The organism is Roseovarius sp. (genome assembly GCF_027019125.1).
In the GTDB taxonomy this organism is placed as follows: Bacteria; Pseudomonadota; Alphaproteobacteria; order Rhodobacterales; family Rhodobacteraceae; genus Roseovarius.
In genome coordinates this window covers 198,696-222,592 of the sequence record NZ_JALUXE010000027.1, presented here as the reverse complement: position 1 = coordinate 222,592, position 23,897 = coordinate 198,696, and the positions used below count along the sequence as shown (strand labels likewise).

The following is a 23,897-nucleotide window of genomic DNA, read 5'->3' as shown; positions in this document are numbered from 1 at the left end:
ATGCATTATTTCGGGTTTGGTGGCGCGTAGGCACCGATCTTGCTGGTCTTGATGCCCGCACCCACGAGGGCTTCGGCGAATTTCGTGGCGACGGTCACGCCGTCGATGACGGGGATTCCGGTTTCTTCTGTCAGCCAAGCGGCAAGGTCGGCCATGCCGGCACAGCCCAGAACCACGGCCTCGCAACGATCCTCCTCGATCGCCTTGAGGATTTCGGCACGCACCAGCTGGCGGGCGTTCGATCCAGGTTCTTCCAGCGCCAGCACCGGGATCGCGGCGGCGCGCACGCGGCGGCACTGGTGGTCAAGCCCGTAGCGGCGGACCAATTCCTCGATGATCGGAACCGAGCGCGGCAGGGTCGTGACCACGCTGAAAGAGGTGGCGACCATGCTGGCCGCCTTGACCGCCGCCTCGCAGATACCGATCACCGGCCCGCTGGCGATCTCGCGGCAGGCGCCGATGGCGGGGTCGTCGAAACAGGCCACGACGATGGCGTCGGCCTTTTGCGCCTCGGCCTCGCGGACCTGATCGAGCAGGCGCGGGGCCGCCATGACCTCGTCGTAATGGCCCTCGATGCTGGCGGGGGCCCCCACACCCGAGCGCGCCTCGATCACGACACCGGCGGCGGTCACCGCCCGCGCCGACGCCGCGATCTTGTCGGTCATGCTCGTGGTCGAGTTGGGGTTGATGACAAAGATTTTCATGGGCTCCTCCACTTGAATTGACACTTTAGTAACATAAATTGTTAACAATTTAAACAGACAATTTTTCCGGTCGATTTTGTAGCCTGAAAATGTAAGTTTTCCCGCAGCAATGGAATGGAGCGCCCTATGTCTGACACCCCGGAAACCGTGCTGGTCGAGCATGTGCTGGATGCCATCTCGGATCAGCGTTTGCGGGCGGGGACCAAGCTGGGCGAACAGGCGCTGAGCGATCTTTTCTCCTGCAATCGCGCGCATGTACGCCGCGCGCTTGCGACGCTGGCGGCCTATCAGGTGGTCGATCTGATCCCCAACCGGGGGGCGTTTGTATCCACCCCCTCCGAGGACGAGGCGCGCGATGTGTTTCAGGCCCGTCGCGCCATCGAGGCCACGATCATCCGCAACGTGGTGCGCCGCGCCGATGAGGCCGATATTGCCAGTCTGCGCACGCATCTGGCGACCGAGGATTCGATCCGAAGCCAGAATGACCGCCCCAAGGCGATTCGCGCCTCACGCGCGTTTCACATGCTGCTGGCGAAGATCGGGCGCAATTCGGTGCTGGAGCATTATCTGGCGGAACTGACCATGCGCACCTCGCTGATCATCGGCCTCTATGGGTCGAATGCGGCCAGCCTGTGCTCGGATGACGAGCACGCGCGGATTGTGCAGAGCATCGCAGACCGGGATGAGACGCGCGCGCAAGAGATGGTGGATCACCACCTGCGCCATATCGAGGGTGAGATCGCATTCGGGGAAGAGGCGCCGCGCGTCGGGCCGCTCTCGATGATCCTGTCCCCGGATCGCACCACCGGGTGACGGCAGTCAGGCCGCGCCGATATCGGTTGTGGCGACGGCGACGGCCTTGACCACGGCATGCACCTCTTGACCCACGGCAAGGCCCAAGGCCGCAGCCGAACGGCGCGTGACACGGGACAGCACCCGGCCAGCGGCGGTATCAATTGCCACGATGGCACCGGGCCCGCCACCGGGGCGTATTTCGTGGATGATGCCGGACAGGATATTGAGCGCCGAGAGACCTTCGGGACGGGTGCGCGCCAGGATCACGTCATGGGCGGCGACGCGGATGCGCAGGCTGGCGCCGGGATGGGCCGCGACGCGCGGCAACAAGAGGGGGATGCCACCCGCCGACAGCTCTGACAGCCCATCGGCGTGATGGGCCACGACCCGCGCAAGGAGCACGGCGCCCGCCTCGCGCGCGCCGGTGGGCAGAACGGCGGGATTGCCCAGCACCTCGGCGGCTGGCCCCTGTGCCATGACGCGGCCAGCCTCGATCGCCACGACCGTGGTCGCCAGACGCGCCACCTCGGAGGCGGAATGGCTGACGTAGAGGATCGGCACGCTGACCGAATCGCGCAAACGCTCGAAATAGGGCAGGATCTCGGCCTTGCGCGCCTCGTCGAGCGCGGCCAGCGGTTCATCGGCCAGGATCAGTTGCGGCGCGGCAAGGAGCGCGCGACCGATGGCAACGCGCTGTTTTTCACCGCCTGAGAGGGCAGCGGGCCGACGCTCCAGCAGCGCGCCAAGGCCCAAGAGATCGACGACCTGCGCCAGATCGGCGCGTGCGGCCCCCTTGGGGGCGAACCACGCGCCATAGCCGAGATTCTGGCGCACGGTGAGATGCGGGAAAAGCCGGCCCTCCTGAAAGATATAGCCCAAACGCCTGCGATGCGGTTTGACGCGGACCCCTGCGGCGGTATCGAGCAACACCCGCTCGTCCGAGACGATCCGCCCCTCGTCGGGTATCAGAAGCCCCGCAACGGCGTTGACGATGCTGGTCTTGCCCGAGCCGGAGCGGCCAAAGAGCACGGTAACACCGGACGGCGCACGAAACTGCACATCGAGCGTGAAGGCCCCGAGCCTGTGCCGCAGGGAGACATCGAGCATCATTGCCCCCCGACACGGGCCGCAACCCGCCGCGAGAGCCATTCGGAAAGGGCCAGCGCCGATGCCGCCAGCGCAATCGACAGCGCCGCCAGCCGGGCCGCGCGCCCTTCGCCCCCCGGCGTTTCCAGCAGCAGGTCGATCGCCAGCGGGATCGTCTGGGTCTGGCCCGGAATATTCGAGACAAAGGTGATGGTCGCGCCGAATTCGCCCATGCCCTTGGCAAAGGTCAGAACGGTGCCCGCGAGAATGCCCGGAATGATCAAGGGAAAGGTCACGGTCAGGAACACCCAGAGGCGTGAGGCGCCCAGCGTGGCCGCCGCCTGTTCCAGCCTTGGATCGACCGCCTCGATCGACAGGCGCACGGCGCGCACCATGAAGGGCAGCGCCATGACCCCGGCGGCCAGTGCCGCGCCGGTCCATCGGAAGGCAAAGCTGAGGCCAAGGCTGCTCTCGAAAAAGCCGCCGATGGGACCGCGCGCGCCAAAGCCCAGCAAGAGCAGGTATCCCGTGACCACCGGCGGCATGATGAGCGGCAGATGCACCGCCACGTTCAAGAGCCCCCGGCCCGGAAAGCGCCCGCGTGCAAGCGCATAGGCCAGAGCGATGCCAACCGGCAGATTGATGAGCGTCGCCCAGAGGGCCACCCGCAAGGACAGCCGCACCGCATCCCATTCCGCAGGGCTGAGCCAGTCCGTCATGCGCTAGTGGGCCAGCACGGCAAAGCCCTGCCGTTCGAAGGCGGCGCGTGCCTGTGGTCCGCGCAGATAGGCGAGAAACTCTGCCTCGGCGGCCGTGTCGCGGTTGGCAAGGTCAGCGACGGGATAAACGATGGGAGGGTGGCTGTTCTCGGGGAAGGTGCCGACGATGGTCACGCGCGCGTCGGCGGTTGCATCGGTGGCGTAGACGATGCCAAGCGGTGCCTCGCCGGTGGCGACAAAGGCGAGGGCCGCGCGCACATTGTCGGCCTGCGCGACCTGTGGCGCGACCGCCTCCCATAGCCCGAGGGATTGCAGCGCGGCCTTGCCATAGACGCCTGCGGGCACGCTCTCGACCAGCGCCATGGCCAGCCGCCCGTCGCCCAGACGTGCCATCAGATCGAGATCGGGGCCGATTTCCACGGGCGCGGCATCGCCATGGGCCACCAGAACAAGGCGATTGCCCAAGAGGTCAAAGCGCGCGTCCGGTTCGATCAGACCATCCGCTTGGAGAACGTCCATCCAGTCGGGGCTGGCAGAGAGGAAAACATCGGCAGGCGCGCCCTGCTGAATCTGGCGGGCGAGTGCGGAGGAGCCCGCGAGGGCAATCACGAGGTCATGGCCGCTGGCCGCCTCAAAGCCTGTCTCGATCTCGGCCAATGCGGTGGTGAGGCTGGCGGCGGCGAAAACGGTGATGGTTTCGGCGTGTGCCGCGCCGGGTATCAGAACGGCAAGACCAAGGGCGCAAGCGGTGGCGATGTGCAGAGGATGCGAATGGGACACGCCAAATTCCGGATTCTGATATGGTTCAGAAAACATATCGCAAGAGGGGGGATCAGAGGCAAGCGTTATTTTCCGCCGGGAATATCCCTGAGCAGCGATTGCAGGGCGCTGATCCGCGCCGCCCCTGCCTCGGCCATGATGTCTTCGAGTTTACGGTAATGGGCCAGCACCTCGATGCCGGTATCGGTCAGGTAGGCCCCGCCCCCCTTGGCCCCGCCCCGGCTGGATTCCACCAAAGGTTCGCGAAAGGCGGCGTTCATCGATTCCACCAACATCCACGCGCGTTTGTAGCTCATGGACATGCTGCGCCCGGCGGCAGCGATGGAGCCGGTATCACGGATACGTTCCAGGAGGTCCGCCTTGCCGGGACCCAGCATCGCGTCTTCGCCAAAGACGATGCGAATCCGGAGGCTGGGGGCGATGGGATGGGTCATTGCCGGGTTATGCCAAGGCGCGTTCGGTCGCGCAAGACATATCGGCCACGGTCACATCAGCCGACAGAGGCCTGAAGATCGAAGATCGGCAACAGGATCGCCAGCACGATCACCAGCACGAGCGCCCCCACGATCATCATGAGAAGCGGGTCGATCAGGGCCGAAACACGCTTGCGCTCGTTGGTGAGCCAGGTTTCGACCAGCACCGCCGCGCGTTCGGTCATGCGGCCAAGGCGTGCGGATTTCTCTCCGGCGTCAATGAGTTGGCGGCAGACGGGGGGAATGAGGCTCATGCGGGTGAGCCCCTGACTGAGGCTCTCGCCCGAGCGCACCGCCTCGGCGAGATCGAGCGCTTCGGCGCGGAAGCGGCGGATCACCAGAACGTCGCTGGCAGAGGTCACGGCATCGACGACGGTCTGGCGGCTGGAAATCACCAGCGCCAGCGTGCGCAAATACTGCGCCGCCGCAGAGAGCCGCAGAAGCCGGCCGATGACCGGCAGCGAGAGGGCAATGCCATGCCAGCGGTCGCGCACGGACGGCACGCGCAGGGCAAGGACAAGGCCGATGATGCTGGCGACAATGCCGATGGCGAGGGCGATCCAATGCGCCTGAATCCAGTCGCTGATCGCCATGACGACTTGGGTGAGCGGGGGCAATTCGCGGCCAGAGACCGCGAACATCGCGGCAATCTCGGGGGCCACGTTGACCATCAGGATACCGCAGACCAGGAGCGACACGGCAGCCACGAAGGCCGGGTAGATCAGGGCGGTGGCCAGTTGCGCGCGGTCGGCACCGACGGTTTCTAGATACTCGGCCAGTCCCTCGAACACCGCGGCCACATCGCCCGAGGTTTCGCCCGCGCGCACCGCCGCGATGTAAAAGCGGGGAAAGCCCGCGTTGGCCTTGTCGAGCGAGACCGAAAGCGGCTGGCCATCCATGAGCGCCGCCTTGGCCTCGGCTGCGGCGGCCTCGATCACCGGCGAGGTGCCGGAGGAACGGATGGTCTCGAGCGCCATTTCGGCAGACAGGTCCGAAGACAGGAGCACCGCCATTTGCCGGGTGAAAACCGCGCGCATATCGGCGTTGAGGCGGGTGCGGCGGCTGCGCGCGAGCGTAAGACCGCCCCCCTGACGCTTGGCGGTAATGTCCTCGGCAAAGAGGCCCTGACCGCGCAGGATGTCGGCGGCCTGTGCCTCGCTCTCGGCCACGAGGGTGCCGCGTTTGCGCTGACCTTCGGCATTGAAGGCGGTGTAGGCAAAGGCCCTCACAGCGCGTCGCCCACCACGCGCAGCGCCTCGGCAAGGCTGGTTTTGCCCGCCGCCACCTGATGCAACGATTGACCAAAGAGGGTCTGATCGGGGGCGAGCGCCACGCGCTTCATCTCCATTTCCGACTGGCCCTTGTCGATGGCGGCGCGCAGGGCTTCGGACACTTCGAGGATTTCGAACACGCCAACGCGGCCCGCATAGCCGGTGCCATTGCAGGAGGAACAGCCGACAGGGTGATGGATCGTATCGGGGATCGCCATGCCAGCGGCGCGGAAATGCGCGGCCTCATCGGCGGTGGGGGGCGCGGCGCGGCGGCAGGTGGTGCAGAGCTGACGCAAGAGGCGTTGGGCGATGACGCCCCGCAGGGTGGCGGCGATGAGAAAGTCATCCAGCCCCAGATCGCGCAGGCGCACCACCGCGCCGACAGAGCCGTTGGCGTGGAGCGAGGAAAACACCAGGTGCCCGGTCAGCGAGGCCTGAGCCGCGACACTGGCGGTTTCCTGATCGCGTATTTCGCCCACGAGGATGATGTCGGGGTCCTGACGCAGCGCCGCGCGCAGGCCAGCGGCAAAGGTCATGCCGATTTCGGCGTTGATCTGGCTCTGGCTGATGCCGGGCAGATCGTATTCGATCGGGTCCTCGGCAGTGAGGATATTGCGAATCTCGTCATTGGCGAGTTGCAGGAGCGAATAGAGCGTCGTCGTCTTGCCCGAGCCGGTGGGGCCGGTGGCGAGGATGATGCCATTGGGCCGCGCCGCCATACGCTCCAGCACCTCGATCTGATCGGCGCGCAGGCCAAGTTGATCCAGCGGCATAAGACCGGCAGAGCGGTCAAGCACCCGCATCACCACCCGTTCGCCATAGTTTCCGGGCAGGGTCGAGACACGCACGTCGATGGCGCGCCCGCCCAAGCGCAGCGAGATATGCCCATCCTGCGGCAGCCGGGTTTCGGAAATATCGAGGCCCGCCATCACCTTGAGCCGCGACACCACGCGGCGCACCGGTAGGTCCTGACGGTCGAGGACCGATTGCAGCATGCCATCCACGCGCATACGCGCGCGCAGGCCATTCTCATGCGGCTCGACATGCAGGTCAGAGGCCCCGGCGCGCACGGCGCGGCGCAAGAGCTGATTGACCAACTGGATCACCGGCGCTTCTTCGCCGTCTTCAAGCAAGTCGCGCGGGCCACGACCGCCGCCTGCCCCCTCTTCGAGATCAAAGGCCAGATCGTCTGTGCCGGTCTCGGCGCTGGTGCCGTCCTGATAGAGCACGGCAAGTCGCGCCTGGAACGCCTCGGACGAAAGCTGCTCTGTTTCAAGCGGCTGGCCGGCCCGCCTGCGCGCCTCGCGCAGACCGAGGGCCGTGGCACCGGGACCGATCAAAAGCCGCGCCCCTTCGATCAGAACCTGTTGATCGCGCGCGAGCGTAAAGGGCAGAAGCGGCGCGCTCATGGTCTATCTGTCCGCGAATTTGAGCGCCGAGGGCAACGGGGGAAAGCGGCGACTGCGCGCCGCCCCGTCGATGAACTTGGCATCAAACGGCTGGTTGAGATCGGCCCCGTCAAACGGAAAGCTCGAGTCCGGGACGCGCGGATAGGTGCCGTCATCCGCGGGAGCGATATACTCGGCGGCGCGCTTGGCCTCGCGGGCCAGACGCCTAGTCAGTTCGCGCGCCTCTTCATCACTGGACAGGATACGCGGGCGCAGCATCACCAGAAGGATGCGCTGGTTCTGATTGGTCGAGCGCCCCTTGAAGAGCCGCCCCAGAAGCGGCAGTTCGCTGAGCCCCGGCACGCGCTGATTGACCGAGCCCGAACCATTTTCCAAGAGACCGCCCAGCATGATGACATGCCCGTCGCGCACCAGCACATTGGTGGAGAGTTCGCGCTTGGAGGTGATTTCGCCCCCTGCCGCCGAGGCGGCATTGGTGAGGTTCGATACCTCCTGGTTGATCTCAAGGCGCACGGTGTCGTCGCGGGTGATCTGCGGCGTGACGGTCAGGGTCAGGCCCACGTCCTGCCGCTGGATGGTCTGAAAGGGCTGTTGCGGCACGGCGCTATCGCCCACGGTGGAGAAACTCCCGGTCACGAAAGGCACATTCTGGGCAACGATGATTTCCGCCTCACGATTATTGAGCGTGAGAATGGAGGGGGTCGAGAGCAGTTTGGTCGAGCTTTTGGAGGCAAGCGCCGCGAGAAAGCCGCCGATACCACTCTTGTCAAAGGCCGCGATGCTGCCGCCGGTGCCGCCGCCCTGCGGGGGATTGCCCGCAAGCACCGTGCTGACAAGGCTGGTCAGGGTGGGACGGCCTTGAATGGCAAATTCGACACCGCCCACGGTGGCCCCGTCGATCACGCCGCCGAACTGAAACGAGAGGTCGGAAAAGCTTTCGACCGAAAGCTCGAAAATCACGGCCTCGATCAGCACCTGATCGGGACGTTGATCGAGGCCTCGCACCGCACTGGTGATCGAGTCGATCCGGTCCGTCGGTGCGGTGATGATGAGCGCGTTCTGCTGCTCTTCTGCGACAATGGTGATCCCGCCGGGGGCTGACGCGGCGGGCGCGCTTCCGTCTGCAGGTGCCTCGGGGGCGCCGAAACTCTGGCGGATCACATTGGCCAGATCGGCGGCATTGGCATAGTTGAGATGCACCACCTCGGTGGAAATGCTGCGCTGCGGTTTGTCGAGTTCGGCCACCACATCGCGCACGCGGTCGCGGAATTCCGGCGTACCCGACACGATGAGCGCGTTGGAGCGCGGATCGGCCGACAGGCTGGAGCCTTGCGGCGTGATCGCGAGGGCAGTGATCACACTGAGCATTTCCGCGGCTTTGCCATTGCGCAGGGGGATGGTTTCAATCGCGTTGCGGCTGGGCGTGTCGAGCCGGTCGACAAGCTGCACGATGCGTTGGAAATTCTCGCGCCGGTCCGACAGGATCATCAGGCCCGAATCCGGCACGGTCGACAGCACCGCCTCGGCGGGCAAGAGGGGACGGATCACCTCTGCGACCTCATCGACGGCGCTGTTGCGCACGGGGATCACCCGGGTCTCGAAATCGCCGCCCAAGCGCGCGCGCGAGTCCCCCGGCGCCAATTCGCGGGCAAGGTCGATGGGCACGATCCGGTCGGTTTCAGCACCCTCGACAATCGTCAGACGGTTGAGTTCGAGGACGTTGAGAAAAATCTCGTATATGGCGGAGGGCGTCACCTGATTGGGCGCAACCACGGTCACGGTGCCCTGCACCCGTTCGTCAAGAATGAAATTGCGCCCTGTGGATTGCGCAACGATCTGGACGAAATCGCGCAGGCTGGCATCGCGCAGATCAAGCGAGACCTGAGCCGTCGACAGGCTGGGCCATGTGCAGCAGAGCATCGCCACCAGGGCCAGACGTTTAAAAAATTGCATATTTATAATTCAGGAACATCATTGGTGATATCTCCTGCCTTTTCATGACTGCCTCAGGCCACCACTGCTCTGACCGGCGGTTTGGGCCTCTGCCATCAGACTACCCGATTTGCTGTGTCGTTTCCATTGGAAAGACGGGCTGACGCAGGAATGTCCCAAAGCGTGTTTTTTTAGGCAAGTCACGGATTTTTCATGGCTCGCACCGCATGGGGCATGGTAGGTTCCTGACCAAAAGGGCAGGAGCAGTTCACCAATGCCGATTTCAAACAAGCCTTTGCTATGTCTGGCTGTTCTCATGGCGCTCGCAGGCTGTGAGCCGGGCGCGATCAGCGAAGGCGCGGATTTTCAGCGCAAGTACAGCTCTGCGCGCAAGGCGCTGGAGCAGGGCAATTATGACAGTGCCATTCGCAGTTATGCGGCGTTGATCCAGACAGCGGGGCCGCTTGAGCCGCGTCTCAGACTTGAATACGCCCACGCTCTCTTGCGGGCGAGCCGCTATGACGAGGCCGCACAAGTGGCCGGCGCGCTCGCGGCAGGCAGCAAGGGCAGCGACCGCGCGGCGGCGCTGGCGGTGAGCGGCACGGCGCAGCATGAAAGCGCATTGGCAGATCTGGGCGCGGGGCGCACGGGGGCTGCGACCGTTGCCAAGCTGCGCGCGGCCGATGCCGCGCTCAAGGAGATGCTGGCAATTGACGACAGCCTTGATCCGCTGGGGGCCATGGCCAGTCGTCGGGCGGATATTGCCCGGGACCTCAAGCGTTTGGGGGCGGGCGGTTAGGGCGTGTTGCCCTTACTCGCAACCGCACCCGTCCCGGGTCAGGCCCGGGGCGATGTGACGAAGATAAAGGCCTATCAGAAGAGCGGCCAGCCTGCGCCAAGGTCGACATCGCGGGTGATCTGCCAACCGCTGTCCGCTGCCTCGCCGGACTGATCCAAGGCGCGCAGCCAGCCCTCTGGCAGCTCGCCCACGGGGTCGATGCGCAGGTCAAGCTGTGCCATGGGATCGCCAAACCGCCCAGAGAGCGTGCCGCGCGCGTTGATCACGTCGCCGGTGAGCGAAAAGGGCGCGCGCCATGTGCCGGCGTCCGAAGTCAGAACCGCCTCGGCCGTGCCGATCTCTACGCCATTGATCCGCGCGCCGGACCAGTCGATGACGGCGCCGAGCCGTGTCAAGCGCCGGCCCGGCAGGGTCATATCCGCGCTTAGCCCCTCTGCCAGAACCCGTCCGCCAAGGGGCCAGCCGTCGATGAGCGCGGGCCAATCGCCGAGCAGGATGTCCAATCGCCCGCCGCGCAGCTCTGCCTGATCGAGCGCAAGGGGGAGCGTAAGCGCCCCCTGCCCCGACAGCCCCGGCCCGGACAGCGTGACAGACCAGCGCCCGCCCAGACCCTCGATCTGGTCAAAACGCCAGGTCACATCGCCCGCGACCGGCCACGGCCGCATTTGCAGGCCCCGCCGCTGGCCACGCCAGAGCGACGAGTGATCCTCGGCCCCGGCGAGCCAGCCGGGCACCAGCCCCGGTGCCGCGCTGCGCAGGTGGGTCAAGCGCCCCTCGCTGAGTGCCGCCAGCGCAAGGCCAAGAACGAGGCCCAGAAGGATCAAAACCAGACGTTTCATTGCAGCGGCACCAGACGCAGGTCGGCGGCCACAACATCGGTGCGCGCGCCGCGTTCAAAGGTAAAGCCCGCCAGATCATAGCCCCATGTATCGTTCTGCGCGGTCAGCCATTCGGCCAACTGCGTAAAGCGCACCGCGTCGAACCGCAGGGTGATACCGCCGTCTGCCGCGTTGGCCAGTTCGGCGGCCGCTTCGCGCAGGCCGGCATCGCGCAGGCTGGCCTCGATCCCGCTGATGCCGATGGGGGTGGTGGCGCGCGTCACCTGGGGCCGCTGACCGGCGTCCCGCGCGAGCGTGGCAAACTGCACCGCCTGATCGGCCACCCAAAGTTCGGTCGCGCGCGCCTCGGCCACGGCGGCGCGGGCGGCGTCGCGCGATTGGGCCAGAGGCAGGGCAATGCCATAGACCGCGCCAACCGGCAGCGCGATGAGCGCCAATACCGCGACGAGCCAGCGTTCGCGGCGGCTGAGCCCCAGCAGAAAGCCGGTCAATCTGTCCATCAGGGCGCTCATCGCTTGGGTCCGCCTTCGGTGACGGCCATGGCGAGCACCGCCTCGACGCCGGTATTCTCGCGGGTGACGGATTGGGCGACGCGCGCCTCCGTGCCGGCATTGCGCAGGTCACTGACGAGCGCATCGAGCGCCGCGAAATCGCTGATCTGCAGGTCGATCACCAGCCCCGCGCCGGGCTGATAGCTGACCCGCGTGATGGTGGTTTCGTGATTGGCCATCACCGCACCGGCGCGGCGCAGCACATCGAGCGGGCGCGCCTCGGCCTCTACATCAGAGCTGGCGTTGCGGGCGCGGTCCATGACCTGTGCGACCTGACTGCGGATGTCGAGAATAGGGCCGGTGGGGATCATCACCTGACGCAGGATGCGTTCGGCGTTCTGGCGATAGGCCAATCCTTGTGCATCAAGGGCGCGGGTTTCGATCATCGTGGCTGTGATCCAGCCGATGAGGCCAAGCACCGCCAGTGCCAAGGGCAGGCGCAGGCGGCTGAGGGTGCGGCGCATTTCGGCGCGCTCGGCACCGGGATCGCGGGCAAGGTCGAGGGCGAGTTCGTTATGGGCAAAGCGGGTGGGCGCGGCCACGCCATGCGCCGCGAGATCGCCGGGATCGGCGCAGATCGGCAGGTTTAGCCCCGTAAGAAACGCATCAATCACAGGCTGCGCCGGGCCTTGGCGCAGGATGGCGCGGGGGCCACCATTGCGCGCGGCCTCTTGCAGCAGGGCCAGCGCCAGATCCGGTTCGGCGGCAAAGCCATCCTCGGGGCCAAGGCGGGCGATGACGGCTGTCGCCGTCGTCTGGATCACCCAGAGATCGGGGGCCGCCGGCAGGCAGAGGTAATCCGGCAGCACCGCGCGGCACAGCGGGGCAAAGGCCCCGAGCGCATGCAGCCAGTCGCGCCGGTCGCCCGCATCGGTCAGCAAGAGCCGCGTCCATTGGTCGGGGGCGGCCCCAAGCCGTGCGGGGCGAATATCGAGCCCCGTCTCGGTGCCGCCATAGGCATCGCGCAACTGGCGGCGGGCCACGCGGTCACGGGCCTGCCCCTTGAGCGCGGTCGGCAGATCGAGCGGCACCAGCGGCGTGGCCATCCCCGGCACCGAGGCCACGAAAGGCCCGCGCGGCGGCGGCACATCGCCGGTCAGGTCATGGACCGGCAAGGGCGCTGTCGTGCCGCGCGATTTTCGGGTGAGGGTCAGGGTCATGGGGTGACGGTCCGGCGGTGTCTGAGGGTGACGGCCCCGGTCAGCGTGGAGCGTTCGACCGTCAGGATGCGGCTTTGGATGCGCCCGTCAAGCCTTACATCGAAGCGCGCCTCGAACCAATCCGAGGCCGTGACAAAGCCGCCATCGGGGGCCAGGGATTGAGTGATCACGCGCGGGTGCAGCAAGGTCTCGGCGCGGGTCGTGAAATCCTCGCGGTCGGCAAAGGGCACGCGGCCGCGTTCCGCGATCAGCAGGGCTATTCCAGCGGGATTGGTGCCGGGCAGCATCGCACCCAGAACCTCGGGCGAGGTGGTGTTGACGTTGAGACCGCCACCGGGGGGCAGAGCCGCCACATAGGGCAAGAGCCGGGCATAGGCCTCGGCGGTCATGCCGTTGACGAGGCGCAACTCTTCGATCCGGTCAAGCGGCGCGCCCGCAGGCAGGATGGGCAAGGGGCGGCTGGCATATTCGGCCGTCTGGGCCGGGCCGCGTGCCTGAATGAACCCGGCGATGTCGCGGCCAAGCGTCAGCGGCAGGCCAAGGCTGGCCAAGAGCCGGTCAAAGGATTGCACCGCGTTGAGATCCGACGGGTCGCTCAGGCTGTTGATATTGTAGCGCCCTTGCAGATCGGTGATGGTGCCGGTCATCTGGGCGCGGTCGATATCGGCCTCGAATCCGGCCAGCGACCAGCCTTCGAGCAGATGGTCAAGGTTCTGGTCGCGTTCCCAATCGCTGCGCAGCACCGGGTCGATCAGCCATTCGGCGGCGTCGAGATGCAGGGCCGCCTGCTGGCTGACTTGCAGATGCTCGACGCGCGTGCGGCTGGTTTCGGCGCGCAGCATAAGACCGGCGGCCACGGCCGAAATCGCAGCGACCAGAAGCAGCGCATTGAGCAGTGCGACACCGCGATCCTGTGCGCCGGGCCGGGTCATGGATAGGCCACCACGATGCGCAGCGGGCCATAGGCCAGCGACTCGATTTCCACTTCGATGGCTTTGGGCAGGGCGGGGCGTGGGACGAGATCGGGCACGCCCCAATCCGTGACCCAGCCCTCTTCCGGTCCGGCATAGGCACGCAGGCGCAGGCCCGCGACCCGTTCAAACACGGTGGTTTCCGGGCCGCGTGCCAGATCGGAAGCGGGGCGCAGCACCGGCCAGATCTGGCGTGTGAGGCGGTCGGCGTCGCGGTCATGGCGCCAGATCACGCGCGCCTGTCCTGCCGACTGAACCTCGGGCAGTACGGCGCGCCCGGCGGTCGAGAGGGCGAACCATCCGGCAGGCCCGGTGAGGTCGAGAAAGGCCGGTTCCGGATCGAGCGCCCCCGGCGGCCAGAAAGGCAGGGCAGCGGCGGATTTGAGATCCTCACGCAGAAGCGTGAGACCGCGCGCAAGCGCCGCCGCCTGTTCATCGGCATCGGTCAGACGGTCGCGGGCGCGCATCATGCCGCTGAGCGCCTGAAGCCCCATGACCGCGACAAGGGAAAAGATCGCCAGCACCGCCACCAGTTCAAGCAGCGTCAGACCCCGGTCTGCCATGGCGGAGCGGGTCATCGCACCACCTCGGTCTGAGCGATGACGACCAACCGCGCGCCGGGCTGATCGGGGGCGCGCGCGATGATCGTGGCCTCGGTGAAACCGGCGCGGGTCGTGGCCTCGGTGATCTCGAGCTGCCATTGATGGGGGCCGAAAGTGACGCTGCGCGGCAGGGTCGAGGCCTGTCGCGCGCCGAGGAGGCGGTATTCCTCGGCCCGGTTCAGCGCCACCTCAAGCGCCATGACGCGCGCCGCCTCGCCGCCCAAAGCGCGGCCAGCCTGATCGGCGCTGCGCAGCGCCGCGATGGTGCCAAGAGAGAGCACGAAGACCGCGATCACCAGTTCCAGTAGCGTGACGCCGCGATCCGTCATGTCGCCTCGCAGTCGAGACCGAGAAGCCCGGCAGACCGGCAGCGATTGAGGCTGTCTTTGCCGATGAATGTGACCTCGAAGGGGCTGACCTGACCGTCCGGCAGAAAGGTGATGTCAGGGTGCGGGGCACGCGGCAATTCGCGCGGCAGGAGCGCGCCATCGGGCCCCTCGAACCGCGCTTCGCCCCGAAATTTCTGTTCTCGGCCAAGCGGTTGCCATCCGTCCTCTGTTGCACCAGGGGCAGGCGGCACGAGCACCTGCCAGCCACCGGGCACAAGGATGATACCCTGCGGCGTGGCCCCGAGAATGGCCGCGTCGCGCAGGCGGTCGTAGGCGGCGGCAAAGCGGATCACGTCGCCTTCGCCCCGGCTGCGGTCGGTGATGGAAAAGGTCGCCGTGACCGAGAGCACGGCGATTACGGCCACGACCACGACCATTTCCAGAAGGGTAAAGCCAGCCTCGGGATCGGTGGTTATTCGCCCCATGACCCTATGTCCGCGTCGGGGCCGGTGCCCCCTGCGACCCCATCCGCCCCGAGCGTGAAGATGTCAAACTCGTCATGCACGCCCGGTTGCAGGTATTGGTATTCATTGCCCCAAGGATCCTGCGGCAAGCGGTCGATATAGCCGTTGGCGGCATAATTGGGTGGCACCGGCGAGGCGGTGGGCGCCTCGACCAGCGCGCGCAGCCCCTGTTCGGTGGTGGGATAGCGGAAATTGTCGAGCTTGTAGAGCTTGACCGCGCCCGCCAGCACCGCAAGATCCGACTGCACCCGCGCGGCGCGGGCCTGATCGGGCCGGTCGATGATGCGCGGCATGACGACCAGTGCAAGAATGGACATGATGACCACCACGACCATCAGTTCGAGTAGTGAAAAGCCAGCATCGGCAGACGCGCGGGACGAGCGGCGTGACACATTGATTTGCATGGTAAAATCTGTCCGTAAATGCGTATAGACTACGTGATGAATCATAGAGTAAGCGCAACGCCCTGACAATCGCCGCTGTGGCCCCTGCCCCGTTTTTCCCGCATTGGAGGTCCTATGCCTGCCACCGCCCCACTCGCCTTTTTCCTGATCTTGACAGGGGCGGCGATGGGATCGTTTCTGGCGGCCTGGGCAGATCGGTTGCCACGCGACGAGAGCATTGTCGGACCGCGGTCTCGGTGCCGGTCATGCGGCGAGCGGATCGGGGCAGGCGACATGGTGCCGGTTCTGTCCTGGCTGTGGCTGGGAGGAAAGTGCCGGTCCTGTGGCGTGCGTATCCCCAAGCGGCTGTTTTACACCGAAGTGGCCGGCATGGCGCTGGCGGTGCTGGCGGTCTGGGTCGCGCAATCGCCGCTGCACATGGTTTTGGGGGCGCTCTGGCTCTGGCTCTTGATGGGGTTGGTTCTGTGTGATCTGGCCGCGTTTCGACTGCCGGACGGGCTCACTGCACCGCTTTTTCTGACCGGGATGGTGATGGCTTGGGAAGATCCGGTCCGCGATCTTTGGGGTGCGCTTGTCGGAGCGGCAATCGGCGCGGGGGCGTTTCTGGCACTGCGGATCGGCTATCGGATGCTGCGCGGGCGCGAAGGGCTGGGGCTGGGCGATGTCAAGCTGATGGCGGGGATTGGCGCGGGCCTCGGGGTGATGGCGCTGCCGAGTGTGACCTTGACCGCCGCGTTTCTGGCGATGGCGACCGCCGGGGTCATGGCGCTCTGGCGTGGCGCGCGGCCCGAGGGCGATCTGGCGATTGCCTTTGGTGCCTATCTCGCCGCGGCGGCGGGTCTGGTCTGGCTCTGGCCTTTGGTCTAGGATGTGTCGCGCACCATCGAAGCCACACCCGTCCCGGACATGATCCGGGCCCCCGCAGAGGCAGCGCAGAGGCCCCGGCCTGGGGGCCGCGGCGATGTGAACCTTGTCAGACGCACCCCGCCCTGAAAAGGCGCGGGCGGCAGGTTGCCCCACCGCCCGCTACGCACCCATAGGCCCATTACTCAAAACCTAGGGTACGATCCACTCACTGACGACCCGATAGCCGACACGCTCTTCTGGAACGAGTTGCGCGATAAAGGCCCCCTTGGAGGCAAATCGCTGTCCCGGTCCGAGAGCGAGCTCCGGATGCGTGCCAGGGTTAAGCTCATTCTCTGCCTCATGTTCGATGATTTCTAGCACATAATCACGGTAGAAATCATTAATCGCGTGCATGAGACCGAACTGAATCATGGTCAGTGCATAGTAGGTTTGCAACTGGATGCGCGGATGCGTGACCTCGAGCCGCCGCGTGTGCATCCAGCCGCGGATGCGGTATTTGTTCGGATGGTAGGAGCCTGGCTCGTCATAGGGCCAGACAAGCCGGGCCTGTTCCACCAGAGCCGGAGAGAAGGCCGCGAGCGCCGGTTCCTTGGCCGCAGACGGCAGATAGAAACGCGACGCGGCGGGCGGATTGGCAGCCAGAACGGCAACCGCTTCGTCCACGTCCTGCGGCCAGATCACGAGGGTCGTGTCGGGCTTTGCGGCGGCAAGAGCCGAGCGCAGATCGTCGGCCCCTTCATAGAGCCGGGTTTCCACAGGCGTGTCGGGCAGGGCCATGGCCATCGTGTTTGTGAAGGCTTCGGCCGGGCGGGTGCCCTGCGGCCCTGCGCCGTGCAATTGAACGACGCGGGTGGGCGCGGTTTCCTGATCTCCGAGGTAAAGCGCGAGCGCTTCGGCCTCAAGCGAGAGGCCACGGTTGAAGAAAATCGAATAGCCGTAACGCCCTTCGCCGGGCGTGGGCAATTCGGTGTTCGGAAAGACGCAAGGCAGGCGCTTGTCATCGCAGAAGGCGCCGATTTCATCCCATGGCCCTTCGACCAGCCCGCTCACGGTGGCGAACACGGGCTGTTCGGCGTATTTCGCCTCGAGCTGGGCGCGCAATGTCTCGGGCGCCCCTTCGAGCCGCCAGACATGCAGGTTCCAGTAACGATAGGCCGAGATGAAATTGGAGCGATAGTTTGGCGAGAAGGTCGGATTGCGGGTGTCGCCTTCGGTGTCCTTGTTCATCCACTCGAAAAACAGTTCGAGCGTGCGGATCATCGCATCTGCCGCCTCAGGGTCGGCACCGGGATCTATGATGGTGGCGAGGTGGATCTCGCGGTCGGTCACGCCGGGGTCGATCTCGACCGACAGCGTCTTGATGAAGGCCGAGAGATTGGCCACATCCTGTGGGCTCAGGTCATAGCGCGGCATGATCGGGTCGAACACATGCCCTCCTGCATCCACACCATCCTTGAGCGCCCGCGCGAGCAGTTCGTCATCATAGGCCGGGCGCATACGTGGCGCGCGCACCCGCGCCCAGAAACCGGGCGGCTGCACCTCTTGATAGAGGTCCTTGAACATGCGGTTGCGGTTCGGGGTCTTTTTTTCGAACAGCACCGAGCCGATGATGGGGGGCACGTAGTTGCCGCCCTCGGATGTGCCAAAGCCACTGGGGCGGTGGCAGTTGACGCAGGAGAATTGCGCGCCCGAGACCTTGACGTCGCCCTGGGTCACGCCGGTGATCGGTTGGCCATCGGCACCGATCCCCTCCCAATAGAGTTTGCGGCCAAGTTCGGCGTCGCCCGCCTGCCCTGCCCCGGCCCATAGCGGGACAGCAGCGAAGGCGAGGGCCAATCCAAGACGCCGAACCGTGGCGCGAAAAGCTGGAAAGTGCATCAATTCACCTCGGGATGCAGCAGTTTCTTGTATTCCTCAGCGAGTTCTTCGGAACCGAGCAGGCCCTCCAGACGCAGCCATGGGGCGTCCTTGTTCGCGCGCAAGAAGGTGAGCGGGCGGTGATACATCTTGTTGTCACCCTTATAAACCGCATCAAAGGCGCGCACGACGGTAAAGATGTCGTCAAACTGGCCGGTCAGCATGACCCAGTTGTCGCGCGCGGCGTGCAGCTCTGCGTATTCGCGCAGGCGCGTGGGCGTGTCATATTCCGGGTCGATCGAAATCGAGACCATGAGGTAGGAATCGTCAATGGCCACGAGGTCCTCTTGGGTTTGGCCAAAGGTGGCGCTCATCACCGGGCAGATGGTGGCGCAGCTTGTAAAGATGAAATTGAGCAGGACCGGGCCGTCATAGGCCATCAGTTCCGGGAAATTGATCTTTTTGCCCAGCTGGTTGCGCAGGGTGACATCCGGCATCTCGTAGTGTTGGGCACTGGTTTTGTACTGAAAGCCGTCGGGCCGCATGGCCAGTTCGCTGCCGTTGGCTTCATCCATGCCAAGATGCTCTGGCATGCGATGTTCGGCGGCGTGGTCCTCGTGTCCTTGGGCATGCGCATCGTGTCCTTGGGCATGCGCATCGTGTCCTTGGGCATGCGCATCGTGGCCCGCCGAATGAGAAGAATGATCCATCGCCTTGGGGGCACTGTGGTCATGCCCCTCTGTGTGGGTGTCGGTGTTCCCATGTCCGGAATGATCGGCGACGGCGGGGGCCGCGAAGGCGAGGAGCGCGCAACCAAGTGCGGAGGCGGATACCAAGCGCAGAACCGTCTTGAATTCGGCCATATCGAGTCTCCATCGAGAGAGTAATGTCTCAAATTGAAAGGGGTTCCGGCGGAAATCTCCGCCGGAACCCTTGTTACACGGGTCGCTTAGTGGACAGACCACACGGCGACATCATGGTGCAGAGCATCGAACTGATACATCCGCAGGCGGCGTGACGGCTCATAGCTGAACTCGACTTCGAGGTGGTGTTCGCCGATACCGTCGACGTTCACATAGTCGCTCATGGCCTGCTGCATACCGCCCCAGGCGAACTCGGAGTTGCCGCGGCCGATGCCATTGCCATTGGCGACCTGCCAGATCGAGTCATTAGCCGGAGTCCGCGGTGCACCATCCGGACGCGCTGCCGGCGGGATCGGGATCGGTCCACCCCCTGCAACGTGGATCCAGAAGTAGTTCCGACCGAAGGTGAACATCGGGCCAGCCCCACCGATCGGCAGCGTGTTATGGAAGGTATTCTCCCAGCCCCGCAGACCGCCAAAGTCCACCAGAACGTAGGCGTGCACGTAGTAGTCGCCATTCAGAAGCTGAATATTGACCTTGTCGCCGCGCTTGTCCCAGACGCCCGGATCCATCCGGCTTTCGGCCCGGCCGTTATGACCCTTGAGCTGCCCGTACATGGTGTTGTTGAGGAACAGCACCGTGACATCGGCATCCTCGGCCATTTCATAGCCGGTGGGCAGGCGACCACGATGTCTCCAGTCGTCGAACGCCTGACGGATCAGGTGCATTTGCGCCTGGATGATCGAGCCGTTGAGACCACCGCCAAAGTGCTTGTTCTTGCGGTTGACGGTCATCCCACCCAATTCGCGGAACATCTGCCACATGCGCTTGGCCGGAGCGGTGTCACCGATCATGCCGATAGCGGCAAGTTTGGCCTCTTCGCTGGCGCGCGGGTTTTCACCGAATACGCCAATCTCTGCAGCGTTGCGCGGTGCGCCATTCCGCAGCGGCACGCGCATGTTCTCGACCACCTGAACCCGCGGCGGGTGCTGACGCCAGCCCCAGTGGTAGGTCAGGTTCCAGAAGCGTGCCGGGGGCATCTTCATGTTGAGCGTATATTCCAATCCCTCTTCCATCGGGAAGAAGGTCTGGTCCATGCCGATGTTGGGAACGCGCGGGAACGCGGTGCCACCAGCGGTCATGTCCGGCCCACCCATGTCGGTGAAATCGAACTCGGTCCAGTCATCGAAGAACATGGCGTAGGGCGCAAAGTCTTCGTGGCCGCGGTTGAGGATCTTGATCACGTAGTGGATCGACCATTCCTCGTTGGTGACGGACTCGGGGTCGATGTAGTTCGTATCGGACTCGATGTGGTTGTCATACCAGATCTGATTGATCGTGACCGACTTGGTCGCCGGATCGACAGACTTGGTCTTGAGTCCGCCGAGATAGTGCAGCAAGGGGAAGCCTTCGTATTCCCGGCCCGCGAACGGACCGCTCAGCTGATTGCCCTCGATGATATCGACCGCGTGGCGCGCCAGCGTCCGCATTTCACCCGGATTGACCCGGCGCGGATACTGGTAGCAGTGACTGTTGCCGCGGAAATTGCGGCAGATCTCGTGCGGTTCCGACAGCGCCTCGAGTTTGTCCATGATGAAGTCAAGATCATCCGTGGGCGAGGTCTTGTCGATCGGCCGTGTCACCGGGTCGTCATGCAGGTTGTAGGGATTGTCCGGTGTGGACGGCAGAGTGTTCGGGATTTCATTGCCCCGGCACGTCTTGGCATTCTCGTAGATGGTGGGCAGCAGGTTGGGCGGGTTCGTCCCAAAGCTGTCCCCCTCCGGGAAGACCGAATAGCCATCCGCGGTCTTGAGATAGGTGCGGGTGGCCGGAGTGATCACGGTGCCGTCGCCGTCGACCACCGCGTTCGTGGTGCGGGTCTCGAATGGCACGCGCGGTTGCTGACCACCGTTGGCATGTCCCGAGACGTTGCACATCATGTTGAGGTCAAAGGGTGTCTGGGCCCAAGCGGGCGCCCCCCCAACCAAGGCCGAGGCGGGCAATGCCATCACCGCAGCCAGTCTTATGGATTTACGAAACATTTTCATTGTCTCCGATTCAAAATACTGTTCTGGCCCCGGTTTCCCGGGGTCCGGGATCAGACTTCGCGGTTGTGGTTGCGCGGATCCTTGAGATCGAACACACGCGGACCGGCCCGGCGCAGCTTCTCGCCCACTTTCGGCGCGGGCTGCGGCATGACCCAGGTGACACGGCTGGCGGCATCGTCGGCCCGGATATCCCAGGGGAACGATCCCCAGAGACCGGCGCTGCCATTGCCGTAGAACACCACGTCCACCTTGCGCTTGCCGGGCAGGGTCGAATGACTCATGCGATACATCCGGAAGGCGAGGTCGGCGCAATGCTGCGGCGTGCCGGTCAGGAAATGCCAGCCCTTGGGCGCCCCGAGTTCCTGAGCATAGGCCTGCATGCGTGCAGGCGTATCATGCTCGGGATCACGGCTGATCGAATACACGAACACATCGCGCCCGACCTTGTCGCCCAGTTCTGCCACCACGTCGGCCATGCGACGGGTGATCGGAAAATGCGCTTCGTCGCGCAGACTCATGAAGTGCATCATCACGACCTTGTTCTCGATGAAGCCCTCGTAGAAGGACATCCCGAGACCGTCCTGATTGACCATCATCACATTGGGGAACGAGTCGTTCACCGCCGAGTTGATGACCCCACCGCTGTTGACCGGATTGCAGAGCGCCGGCATGTCGTTGGGGTGCAGGGTTGTCTTGGTTTCGCGCAGTTTCGCGAGTGCGGCCTTGCGGGCCTCATCGGCGCGCTCTTTGGAATTACCCGGCGTGGTGTAAAACCCGGCGGTCATCCCAGCAGCCGCCGCGACCGGAAGACCGGCCAAGAATTGACGTCTGTTTGTCATGTCTTTTCCTCTCATCTTTCAGAGAATTCCTGTAAGGATTTCCGCTCAGTCACCCTGACCCGGCTCCACGATGTCCCAACGCATCATCATTGCGTGGTCTTCGTGCACGACGTTGTGGCAGTGCATCACGTGCTTGCCAAAGAAGTCGCGCCAGCGGCTGAAGAATGTCACCTCGTCACCCGGCCCGAGCGAGACCACGTCCTTGCGGGCACGCTCTACCGCACTGGGCGGACGACCGTTGACCTCGAGGATCTGGAACTCTTCGAAGTGGGTATGAACCGGGTGCGCCCAGGCGTTGCCCTCGTTGCGGAAGGTCCAGATTTCGGCAGAACCCTGCTCGATCTTGGCATCCACACGGTTGGGATCCATCAGGCGGCCGTTCACCGTCCACAGGCCGTTGTCGTAGTCAAAGACGAACAGGCGCTTGCGGCGGACTTCGGACATGCGGATTTCCGGAAGTTTGCGCATGGTTGCAGGAACGCGCGACGGATCGGGCTTCTTGCGGCCTTTGCAACGGAATTCCATGACAGGCATCATGTTTTCGCCCTCGAGGGTGTAGCCGGTCGGGCCAGCCCCATCGCCGCGGATTTCCAGATCGTTCCAGACCTGAACCTTGTCGCCATCCTTGTACTTGGAGAAGTCAATGATGACGTCAAAGCGGTTGGCGATCCAGAGGTCGATCTTGGGTTCGACCAGCGGGGCCTCGAGCAGGTTGCCATCGTTCGACAGCACGATGAAGTCGTCAAAGTAAGGTTCGCCGCGACCGGGCTTGGGCACGACCTTGAGCACCAGACGATAGAGACGCGACGGGCCGCCGTTGAGGAAACGGAAGCGATACTTGCGACGGTCCACATCGAGATAGGGCTGGATGATCCGGTTGACCGTGATCTTGTCGCCCGTCATGCCCTGCGTGGTGTATTGCAGGCGGTTCGAGTCGAACGTATCCGGCGTGCCCTGCGAGTTGCCGACCTCGACCGGCTCGGGGCGCGGTTCGGGATGCGGCGTGGTGCCATCGGGCGAGAAGAAGTCCCAGATCACCTGACCGTTGGGCTGGAACATGACATCGTGCAGGATCAGCGGAATGTCATATTTGCCCGAGGGCAGACGGAACGCATTCGGGTTACGATCGCGCTCGTTGTTCGAGTCGCGCTCATCAAAGATGAGGTAGAAGCCCGAGAAGCCCGCATAGACGTTGGTCGCCGTGAAATCGAGCCGGTGATCGTGATACCACAGGGTATTCATGATCTCGGTGTTGTCGAAATCCCAGTTGAACGGCGTACCCGCCGGAATGTTGGCGTAGTGGTGATCCCAGAATTCGCCGGGATTGAAGAAGTCCTGCGGGATACCGTCCGACTCGGATGCGGTATGGCCGTTGTGCAGGTGGATGGTCGGCGAGGGCAACGCGAAGGTCACATTGCCGGCCCCCACGGTGGGCAGCAGGTTGTTGCGGCGCAGGAACACCGGTTCGCCGTAATAGGCGTGATAGGTCTCGCCCGGCGTGATGCCGTTGAAGCCCCAGTGCCAGGATCCGACGTCCGGATCGCCATCCCGACCGACAACGCCCGGAGTGCCGTCGCCGTAAGGGGGCTGCCAGTGATACTTCCACCGGAATTCGGTCATCACTTCTTCGTAATGCTTTTGCGGCGGGAAATCGTCAAAGCGCTGATGGCGCTCGGGCTCGATCGGCGGATCGAAGGTGTTGGGATCGACCGGCTGTGCGATCGGCATGATGTTCAGCGGGGCCGTGAACGGCTCGACTGCGGGGCTCGACTGTGTGACGATGCTCGGCTGAAAGGTGTCGGGGAATACGAGGCCGCTTTGTGGCAACCCTTCCGCGGCACTATCTGGCCATTGCTCGATCTCGACCGCTCCAGCCTGCGATGCCGCCACCGTGGCGCCCGCAGCCCCTAGGCCGAGCTTTAATGCGTCTCTTCGTTTCATGCTTTGTCCTCCAGCAGAAAAAGCTTGCGAAAAATTACCAGCGCCACGCTCCAGACATGACACCATCAACCCCGCGCCAGACATGCCGCGAGCAAGGAGGGCCCTAGCCCCTAGTGCAAACGACCGATCAGGTC

General features: G+C 64.6%; 24 protein-coding genes. 3 read left to right on the top strand and 21 right to left on the bottom strand.

Annotation, left to right across the window (positions count from 1 at the left end):
- Positions 1-5: 5 nt before the first annotated feature.
- Positions 6-704: an aspartate/glutamate racemase family protein gene (locus MVC20_RS09290; RefSeq protein WP_297540638.1), complete on the bottom strand. Its 699-nt coding sequence runs from the start codon at positions 702-704 to the stop codon at positions 6-8.
- A gap of 126 nt (positions 705-830) precedes the next feature.
- Between MVC20_RS09290 and MVC20_RS09285 the strand changes: the two genes are divergently transcribed.
- On the top strand, positions 831-1,517 hold the full coding sequence (locus MVC20_RS09285) for a GntR family transcriptional regulator (protein WP_297540636.1): 687 nt from the start codon (positions 831-833) through the stop codon (positions 1,515-1,517).
- 6 nt (positions 1,518-1,523) lie between these two features.
- Here MVC20_RS09285 and modC read toward each other — a convergent pair whose 3' ends face one another.
- Genes modC through gspD form a run of 7 tightly spaced genes read right to left on the bottom strand, consistent with a single transcriptional unit; the run spans position 1,524 to position 9,190 of the window.
- Positions 1,524-2,606, bottom strand: coding sequence for a molybdenum ABC transporter ATP-binding protein (gene modC, locus MVC20_RS09280; RefSeq protein ID WP_297540634.1), 1,083 nt, complete (start codon positions 2,604-2,606; stop codon positions 1,524-1,526).
- A complete protein-coding gene (modB, locus tag MVC20_RS09275; RefSeq protein WP_297540632.1) occupies positions 2,606-3,304 on the bottom strand; it encodes a molybdate ABC transporter permease subunit in 699 nt (232 codons plus the stop codon). The genes modC and modB overlap by 1 nt, the downstream gene beginning before the upstream one ends.
- A 3-nt stretch (positions 3,305-3,307) precedes the next feature.
- Positions 3,308-4,120 (bottom strand): molybdate ABC transporter substrate-binding protein, encoded by an 813-nt coding sequence (modA, locus tag MVC20_RS09270; protein ID WP_297540630.1) that lies wholly within the window; start codon positions 4,118-4,120, stop codon positions 3,308-3,310.
- Between the two features lie 29 nt (positions 4,121-4,149).
- Positions 4,150-4,518 (bottom strand): winged helix-turn-helix domain-containing protein, encoded by a 369-nt coding sequence (locus tag MVC20_RS09265; protein ID WP_297540628.1) that lies wholly within the window; start codon positions 4,516-4,518, stop codon positions 4,150-4,152.
- 56 nt (positions 4,519-4,574) lie between these two features.
- Positions 4,575-5,786: a type II secretion system F family protein gene (locus MVC20_RS09260; protein ID WP_297540626.1), complete on the bottom strand. Its 1,212-nt coding sequence runs from the start codon at positions 5,784-5,786 to the stop codon at positions 4,575-4,577.
- Positions 5,783-7,237 carry a GspE/PulE family protein gene (locus tag MVC20_RS09255; protein ID WP_297540624.1) on the bottom strand — a complete coding sequence of 485 codons (1,455 nt, stop codon included), beginning with the start codon at positions 7,235-7,237 and terminating at the stop codon, positions 5,783-5,785. Before MVC20_RS09255 ends, MVC20_RS09260 begins: the two co-directional genes overlap by 4 nt.
- Before the next feature lie 3 nt (positions 7,238-7,240).
- The gene (gene gspD, locus MVC20_RS09250) at positions 7,241-9,190 is read right to left on the bottom strand and encodes a type II secretion system secretin GspD (protein ID WP_297540623.1); all 1,950 of its coding nucleotides are present in this window, start codon (positions 9,188-9,190) and stop codon (positions 7,241-7,243) included.
- A gap of 295 nt (positions 9,191-9,485) precedes the next feature.
- On the opposite strand from gspD, the gene MVC20_RS09245 reads away from it, so the two are divergent.
- Positions 9,486-9,968 (top strand): tetratricopeptide repeat protein, encoded by a 483-nt coding sequence (locus MVC20_RS09245; RefSeq protein ID WP_297540621.1) that lies wholly within the window; start codon positions 9,486-9,488, stop codon positions 9,966-9,968.
- 74 nt (positions 9,969-10,042) lie between these two features.
- Here the strand turns inward: MVC20_RS09245 and MVC20_RS09240 are convergent, their stop codons facing one another.
- The 8 genes from MVC20_RS09240 to gspG are packed head-to-tail and all read right to left on the bottom strand — an operon-like array spanning position 10,043 to position 15,348.
- Positions 10,043-10,807 carry a hypothetical protein gene (locus MVC20_RS09240; RefSeq protein ID WP_297540619.1) on the bottom strand — a complete coding sequence of 255 codons (765 nt, stop codon included), beginning with the start codon at positions 10,805-10,807 and terminating at the stop codon, positions 10,043-10,045.
- Positions 10,804-11,307, bottom strand: coding sequence for a type II secretion system protein GspM (gspM, locus tag MVC20_RS09235; RefSeq protein WP_297540616.1), 504 nt, complete (start codon positions 11,305-11,307; stop codon positions 10,804-10,806). Before gspM ends, MVC20_RS09240 begins: the two co-directional genes overlap by 4 nt.
- An 8-nt stretch (positions 11,308-11,315) precedes the next feature.
- The gene (gene gspL / locus MVC20_RS09230; protein WP_297540614.1) at positions 11,316-12,518 is read right to left on the bottom strand and encodes a type II secretion system protein GspL; all 1,203 of its coding nucleotides are present in this window, start codon (positions 12,516-12,518) and stop codon (positions 11,316-11,318) included.
- The gene (gene gspK / locus MVC20_RS09225; protein ID WP_297540612.1) at positions 12,515-13,450 is read right to left on the bottom strand and encodes a type II secretion system minor pseudopilin GspK; all 936 of its coding nucleotides are present in this window, start codon (positions 13,448-13,450) and stop codon (positions 12,515-12,517) included. Before gspK ends, gspL begins: the two co-directional genes overlap by 4 nt.
- A complete protein-coding gene (locus MVC20_RS09220; protein WP_297540610.1) occupies positions 13,447-14,067 on the bottom strand; it encodes a type II secretion system protein GspJ in 621 nt (206 codons plus the stop codon). The genes gspK and MVC20_RS09220 overlap by 4 nt, the downstream gene beginning before the upstream one ends.
- Entirely contained in the window at positions 14,064-14,420 is a 357-nt protein-coding gene (locus tag MVC20_RS09215; RefSeq protein WP_297540608.1) for a prepilin-type N-terminal cleavage/methylation domain-containing protein, read from the bottom strand. Before MVC20_RS09215 ends, MVC20_RS09220 begins: the two co-directional genes overlap by 4 nt.
- Entirely contained in the window at positions 14,417-14,905 is a 489-nt protein-coding gene (locus tag MVC20_RS09210; RefSeq protein ID WP_297540606.1) for a GspH/FimT family pseudopilin, read from the bottom strand. Before MVC20_RS09210 ends, MVC20_RS09215 begins: the two co-directional genes overlap by 4 nt.
- Positions 14,893-15,348 carry a type II secretion system major pseudopilin GspG gene (gene gspG, locus MVC20_RS09205; RefSeq protein ID WP_297540604.1) on the bottom strand — a complete coding sequence of 152 codons (456 nt, stop codon included), beginning with the start codon at positions 15,346-15,348 and terminating at the stop codon, positions 14,893-14,895. Before gspG ends, MVC20_RS09210 begins: the two co-directional genes overlap by 13 nt.
- 114 nt (positions 15,349-15,462) lie before the next feature.
- Between gspG and MVC20_RS09200 the strand changes: the two genes are divergently transcribed.
- Positions 15,463-16,215 (top strand): A24 family peptidase, encoded by a 753-nt coding sequence (locus tag MVC20_RS09200; protein ID WP_297540602.1) that lies wholly within the window; start codon positions 15,463-15,465, stop codon positions 16,213-16,215.
- 189 nt (positions 16,216-16,404) lie between these two features.
- Here MVC20_RS09200 and MVC20_RS09195 read toward each other — a convergent pair whose 3' ends face one another.
- The 5 genes from MVC20_RS09195 to MVC20_RS09175 all read right to left on the bottom strand — a co-directional run bounded on the left by MVC20_RS09195 (position 16,405) and on the right by MVC20_RS09175 (position 23,763).
- The gene (locus tag MVC20_RS09195; protein WP_297540600.1) at positions 16,405-18,093 is read right to left on the bottom strand and encodes a cytochrome c; all 1,689 of its coding nucleotides are present in this window, start codon (positions 18,091-18,093) and stop codon (positions 16,405-16,407) included.
- On the bottom strand, positions 18,093-18,935 hold the full coding sequence (locus MVC20_RS09190) for an SCO family protein (RefSeq protein ID WP_297540598.1): 843 nt from the start codon (positions 18,933-18,935) through the stop codon (positions 18,093-18,095). The genes MVC20_RS09195 and MVC20_RS09190 overlap by 1 nt, the downstream gene beginning before the upstream one ends.
- Positions 18,936-19,021: 86 nt before the next feature.
- Positions 19,022-20,983 carry a hypothetical protein gene (locus MVC20_RS09185; protein ID WP_297540596.1) on the bottom strand — a complete coding sequence of 654 codons (1,962 nt, stop codon included), beginning with the start codon at positions 20,981-20,983 and terminating at the stop codon, positions 19,022-19,024.
- A 50-nt stretch (positions 20,984-21,033) separates the two neighbouring features.
- Positions 21,034-21,822, bottom strand: coding sequence for an SCO family protein (locus tag MVC20_RS09180; RefSeq protein WP_297540594.1), 789 nt, complete (start codon positions 21,820-21,822; stop codon positions 21,034-21,036).
- A gap of 45 nt (positions 21,823-21,867) precedes the next feature.
- Positions 21,868-23,763, bottom strand: a complete 1,896-nt coding sequence (locus MVC20_RS09175; RefSeq protein WP_297540592.1) for a multicopper oxidase domain-containing protein — start codon at positions 23,761-23,763, stop codon at positions 21,868-21,870.
- Positions 23,764-23,897: the final 134 nt, after the last annotated feature.

Excerpts from the sequence above, each read along its gene's own strand:
- gspL (WP_297540614.1), bottom strand. The coding sequence starts at position 12,518 with ATGACCCTGACCCTCACCCGAAAATCGCGCGGCACGACAGCGCCCTTG.
- MVC20_RS09220 (WP_297540610.1), bottom strand. The coding sequence starts at position 14,067 with ATGACCCGCTCCGCCATGGCAGACCGGGGTCTGACGCTGCTTGAACTG.
- MVC20_RS09290 (WP_297540638.1), bottom strand. The coding sequence starts at position 704 with ATGAAAATCTTTGTCATCAACCCCAACTCGACCACGAGCATGACCGAC.
- gspD (WP_297540623.1), bottom strand. The coding sequence starts at position 9,190 with ATGCAATTTTTTAAACGTCTGGCCCTGGTGGCGATGCTCTGCTGCACA.
- MVC20_RS09285 (WP_297540636.1), top strand. The coding sequence starts at position 831 with ATGTCTGACACCCCGGAAACCGTGCTGGTCGAGCATGTGCTGGATGCC.
- modC (WP_297540634.1), bottom strand. The coding sequence starts at position 2,606 with ATGCTCGATGTCTCCCTGCGGCACAGGCTCGGGGCCTTCACGCTCGAT.
- MVC20_RS09180 (WP_297540594.1), bottom strand. The coding sequence starts at position 21,822 with ATGACAAACAGACGTCAATTCTTGGCCGGTCTTCCGGTCGCGGCGGCT.
- gspM (WP_297540616.1), bottom strand. The coding sequence starts at position 11,307 with ATGGACAGATTGACCGGCTTTCTGCTGGGGCTCAGCCGCCGCGAACGC.
- MVC20_RS09240 (WP_297540619.1), bottom strand. The coding sequence starts at position 10,807 with ATGAAACGTCTGGTTTTGATCCTTCTGGGCCTCGTTCTTGGCCTTGCG.
- MVC20_RS09215 (WP_297540608.1), bottom strand. The coding sequence starts at position 14,420 with ATGACGGATCGCGGCGTCACGCTACTGGAACTGGTGATCGCGGTCTTC.
- MVC20_RS09185 (WP_297540596.1), bottom strand. The coding sequence starts at position 20,983 with ATGAAAATGTTTCGTAAATCCATAAGACTGGCTGCGGTGATGGCATTG.
- MVC20_RS09175 (WP_297540592.1), bottom strand. The coding sequence starts at position 23,763 with ATGAAACGAAGAGACGCATTAAAGCTCGGCCTAGGGGCTGCGGGCGCC.
- MVC20_RS09195 (WP_297540600.1), bottom strand. The coding sequence starts at position 18,093 with ATGCACTTTCCAGCTTTTCGCGCCACGGTTCGGCGTCTTGGATTGGCC.
- modA (WP_297540630.1), bottom strand. The coding sequence starts at position 4,120 with ATGTTTTCTGAACCATATCAGAATCCGGAATTTGGCGTGTCCCATTCG.
- gspG (WP_297540604.1), bottom strand. The coding sequence starts at position 15,348 with ATGCAAATCAATGTGTCACGCCGCTCGTCCCGCGCGTCTGCCGATGCT.
- MVC20_RS09265 (WP_297540628.1), bottom strand. The coding sequence starts at position 4,518 with ATGACCCATCCCATCGCCCCCAGCCTCCGGATTCGCATCGTCTTTGGC.
- MVC20_RS09255 (WP_297540624.1), bottom strand. The coding sequence starts at position 7,237 with ATGAGCGCGCCGCTTCTGCCCTTTACGCTCGCGCGCGATCAACAGGTT.
- MVC20_RS09200 (WP_297540602.1), top strand. The coding sequence starts at position 15,463 with ATGCCTGCCACCGCCCCACTCGCCTTTTTCCTGATCTTGACAGGGGCG.
- gspK (WP_297540612.1), bottom strand. The coding sequence starts at position 13,450 with ATGACCCGGCCCGGCGCACAGGATCGCGGTGTCGCACTGCTCAATGCG.
- MVC20_RS09245 (WP_297540621.1), top strand. The coding sequence starts at position 9,486 with ATGGCGCTCGCAGGCTGTGAGCCGGGCGCGATCAGCGAAGGCGCGGAT.
- MVC20_RS09210 (WP_297540606.1), bottom strand. The coding sequence starts at position 14,905 with ATGGGGCGAATAACCACCGATCCCGAGGCTGGCTTTACCCTTCTGGAA.
- MVC20_RS09190 (WP_297540598.1), bottom strand. The coding sequence starts at position 18,935 with ATGGCCGAATTCAAGACGGTTCTGCGCTTGGTATCCGCCTCCGCACTT.
- modB (WP_297540632.1), bottom strand. The coding sequence starts at position 3,304 with ATGACGGACTGGCTCAGCCCTGCGGAATGGGATGCGGTGCGGCTGTCC.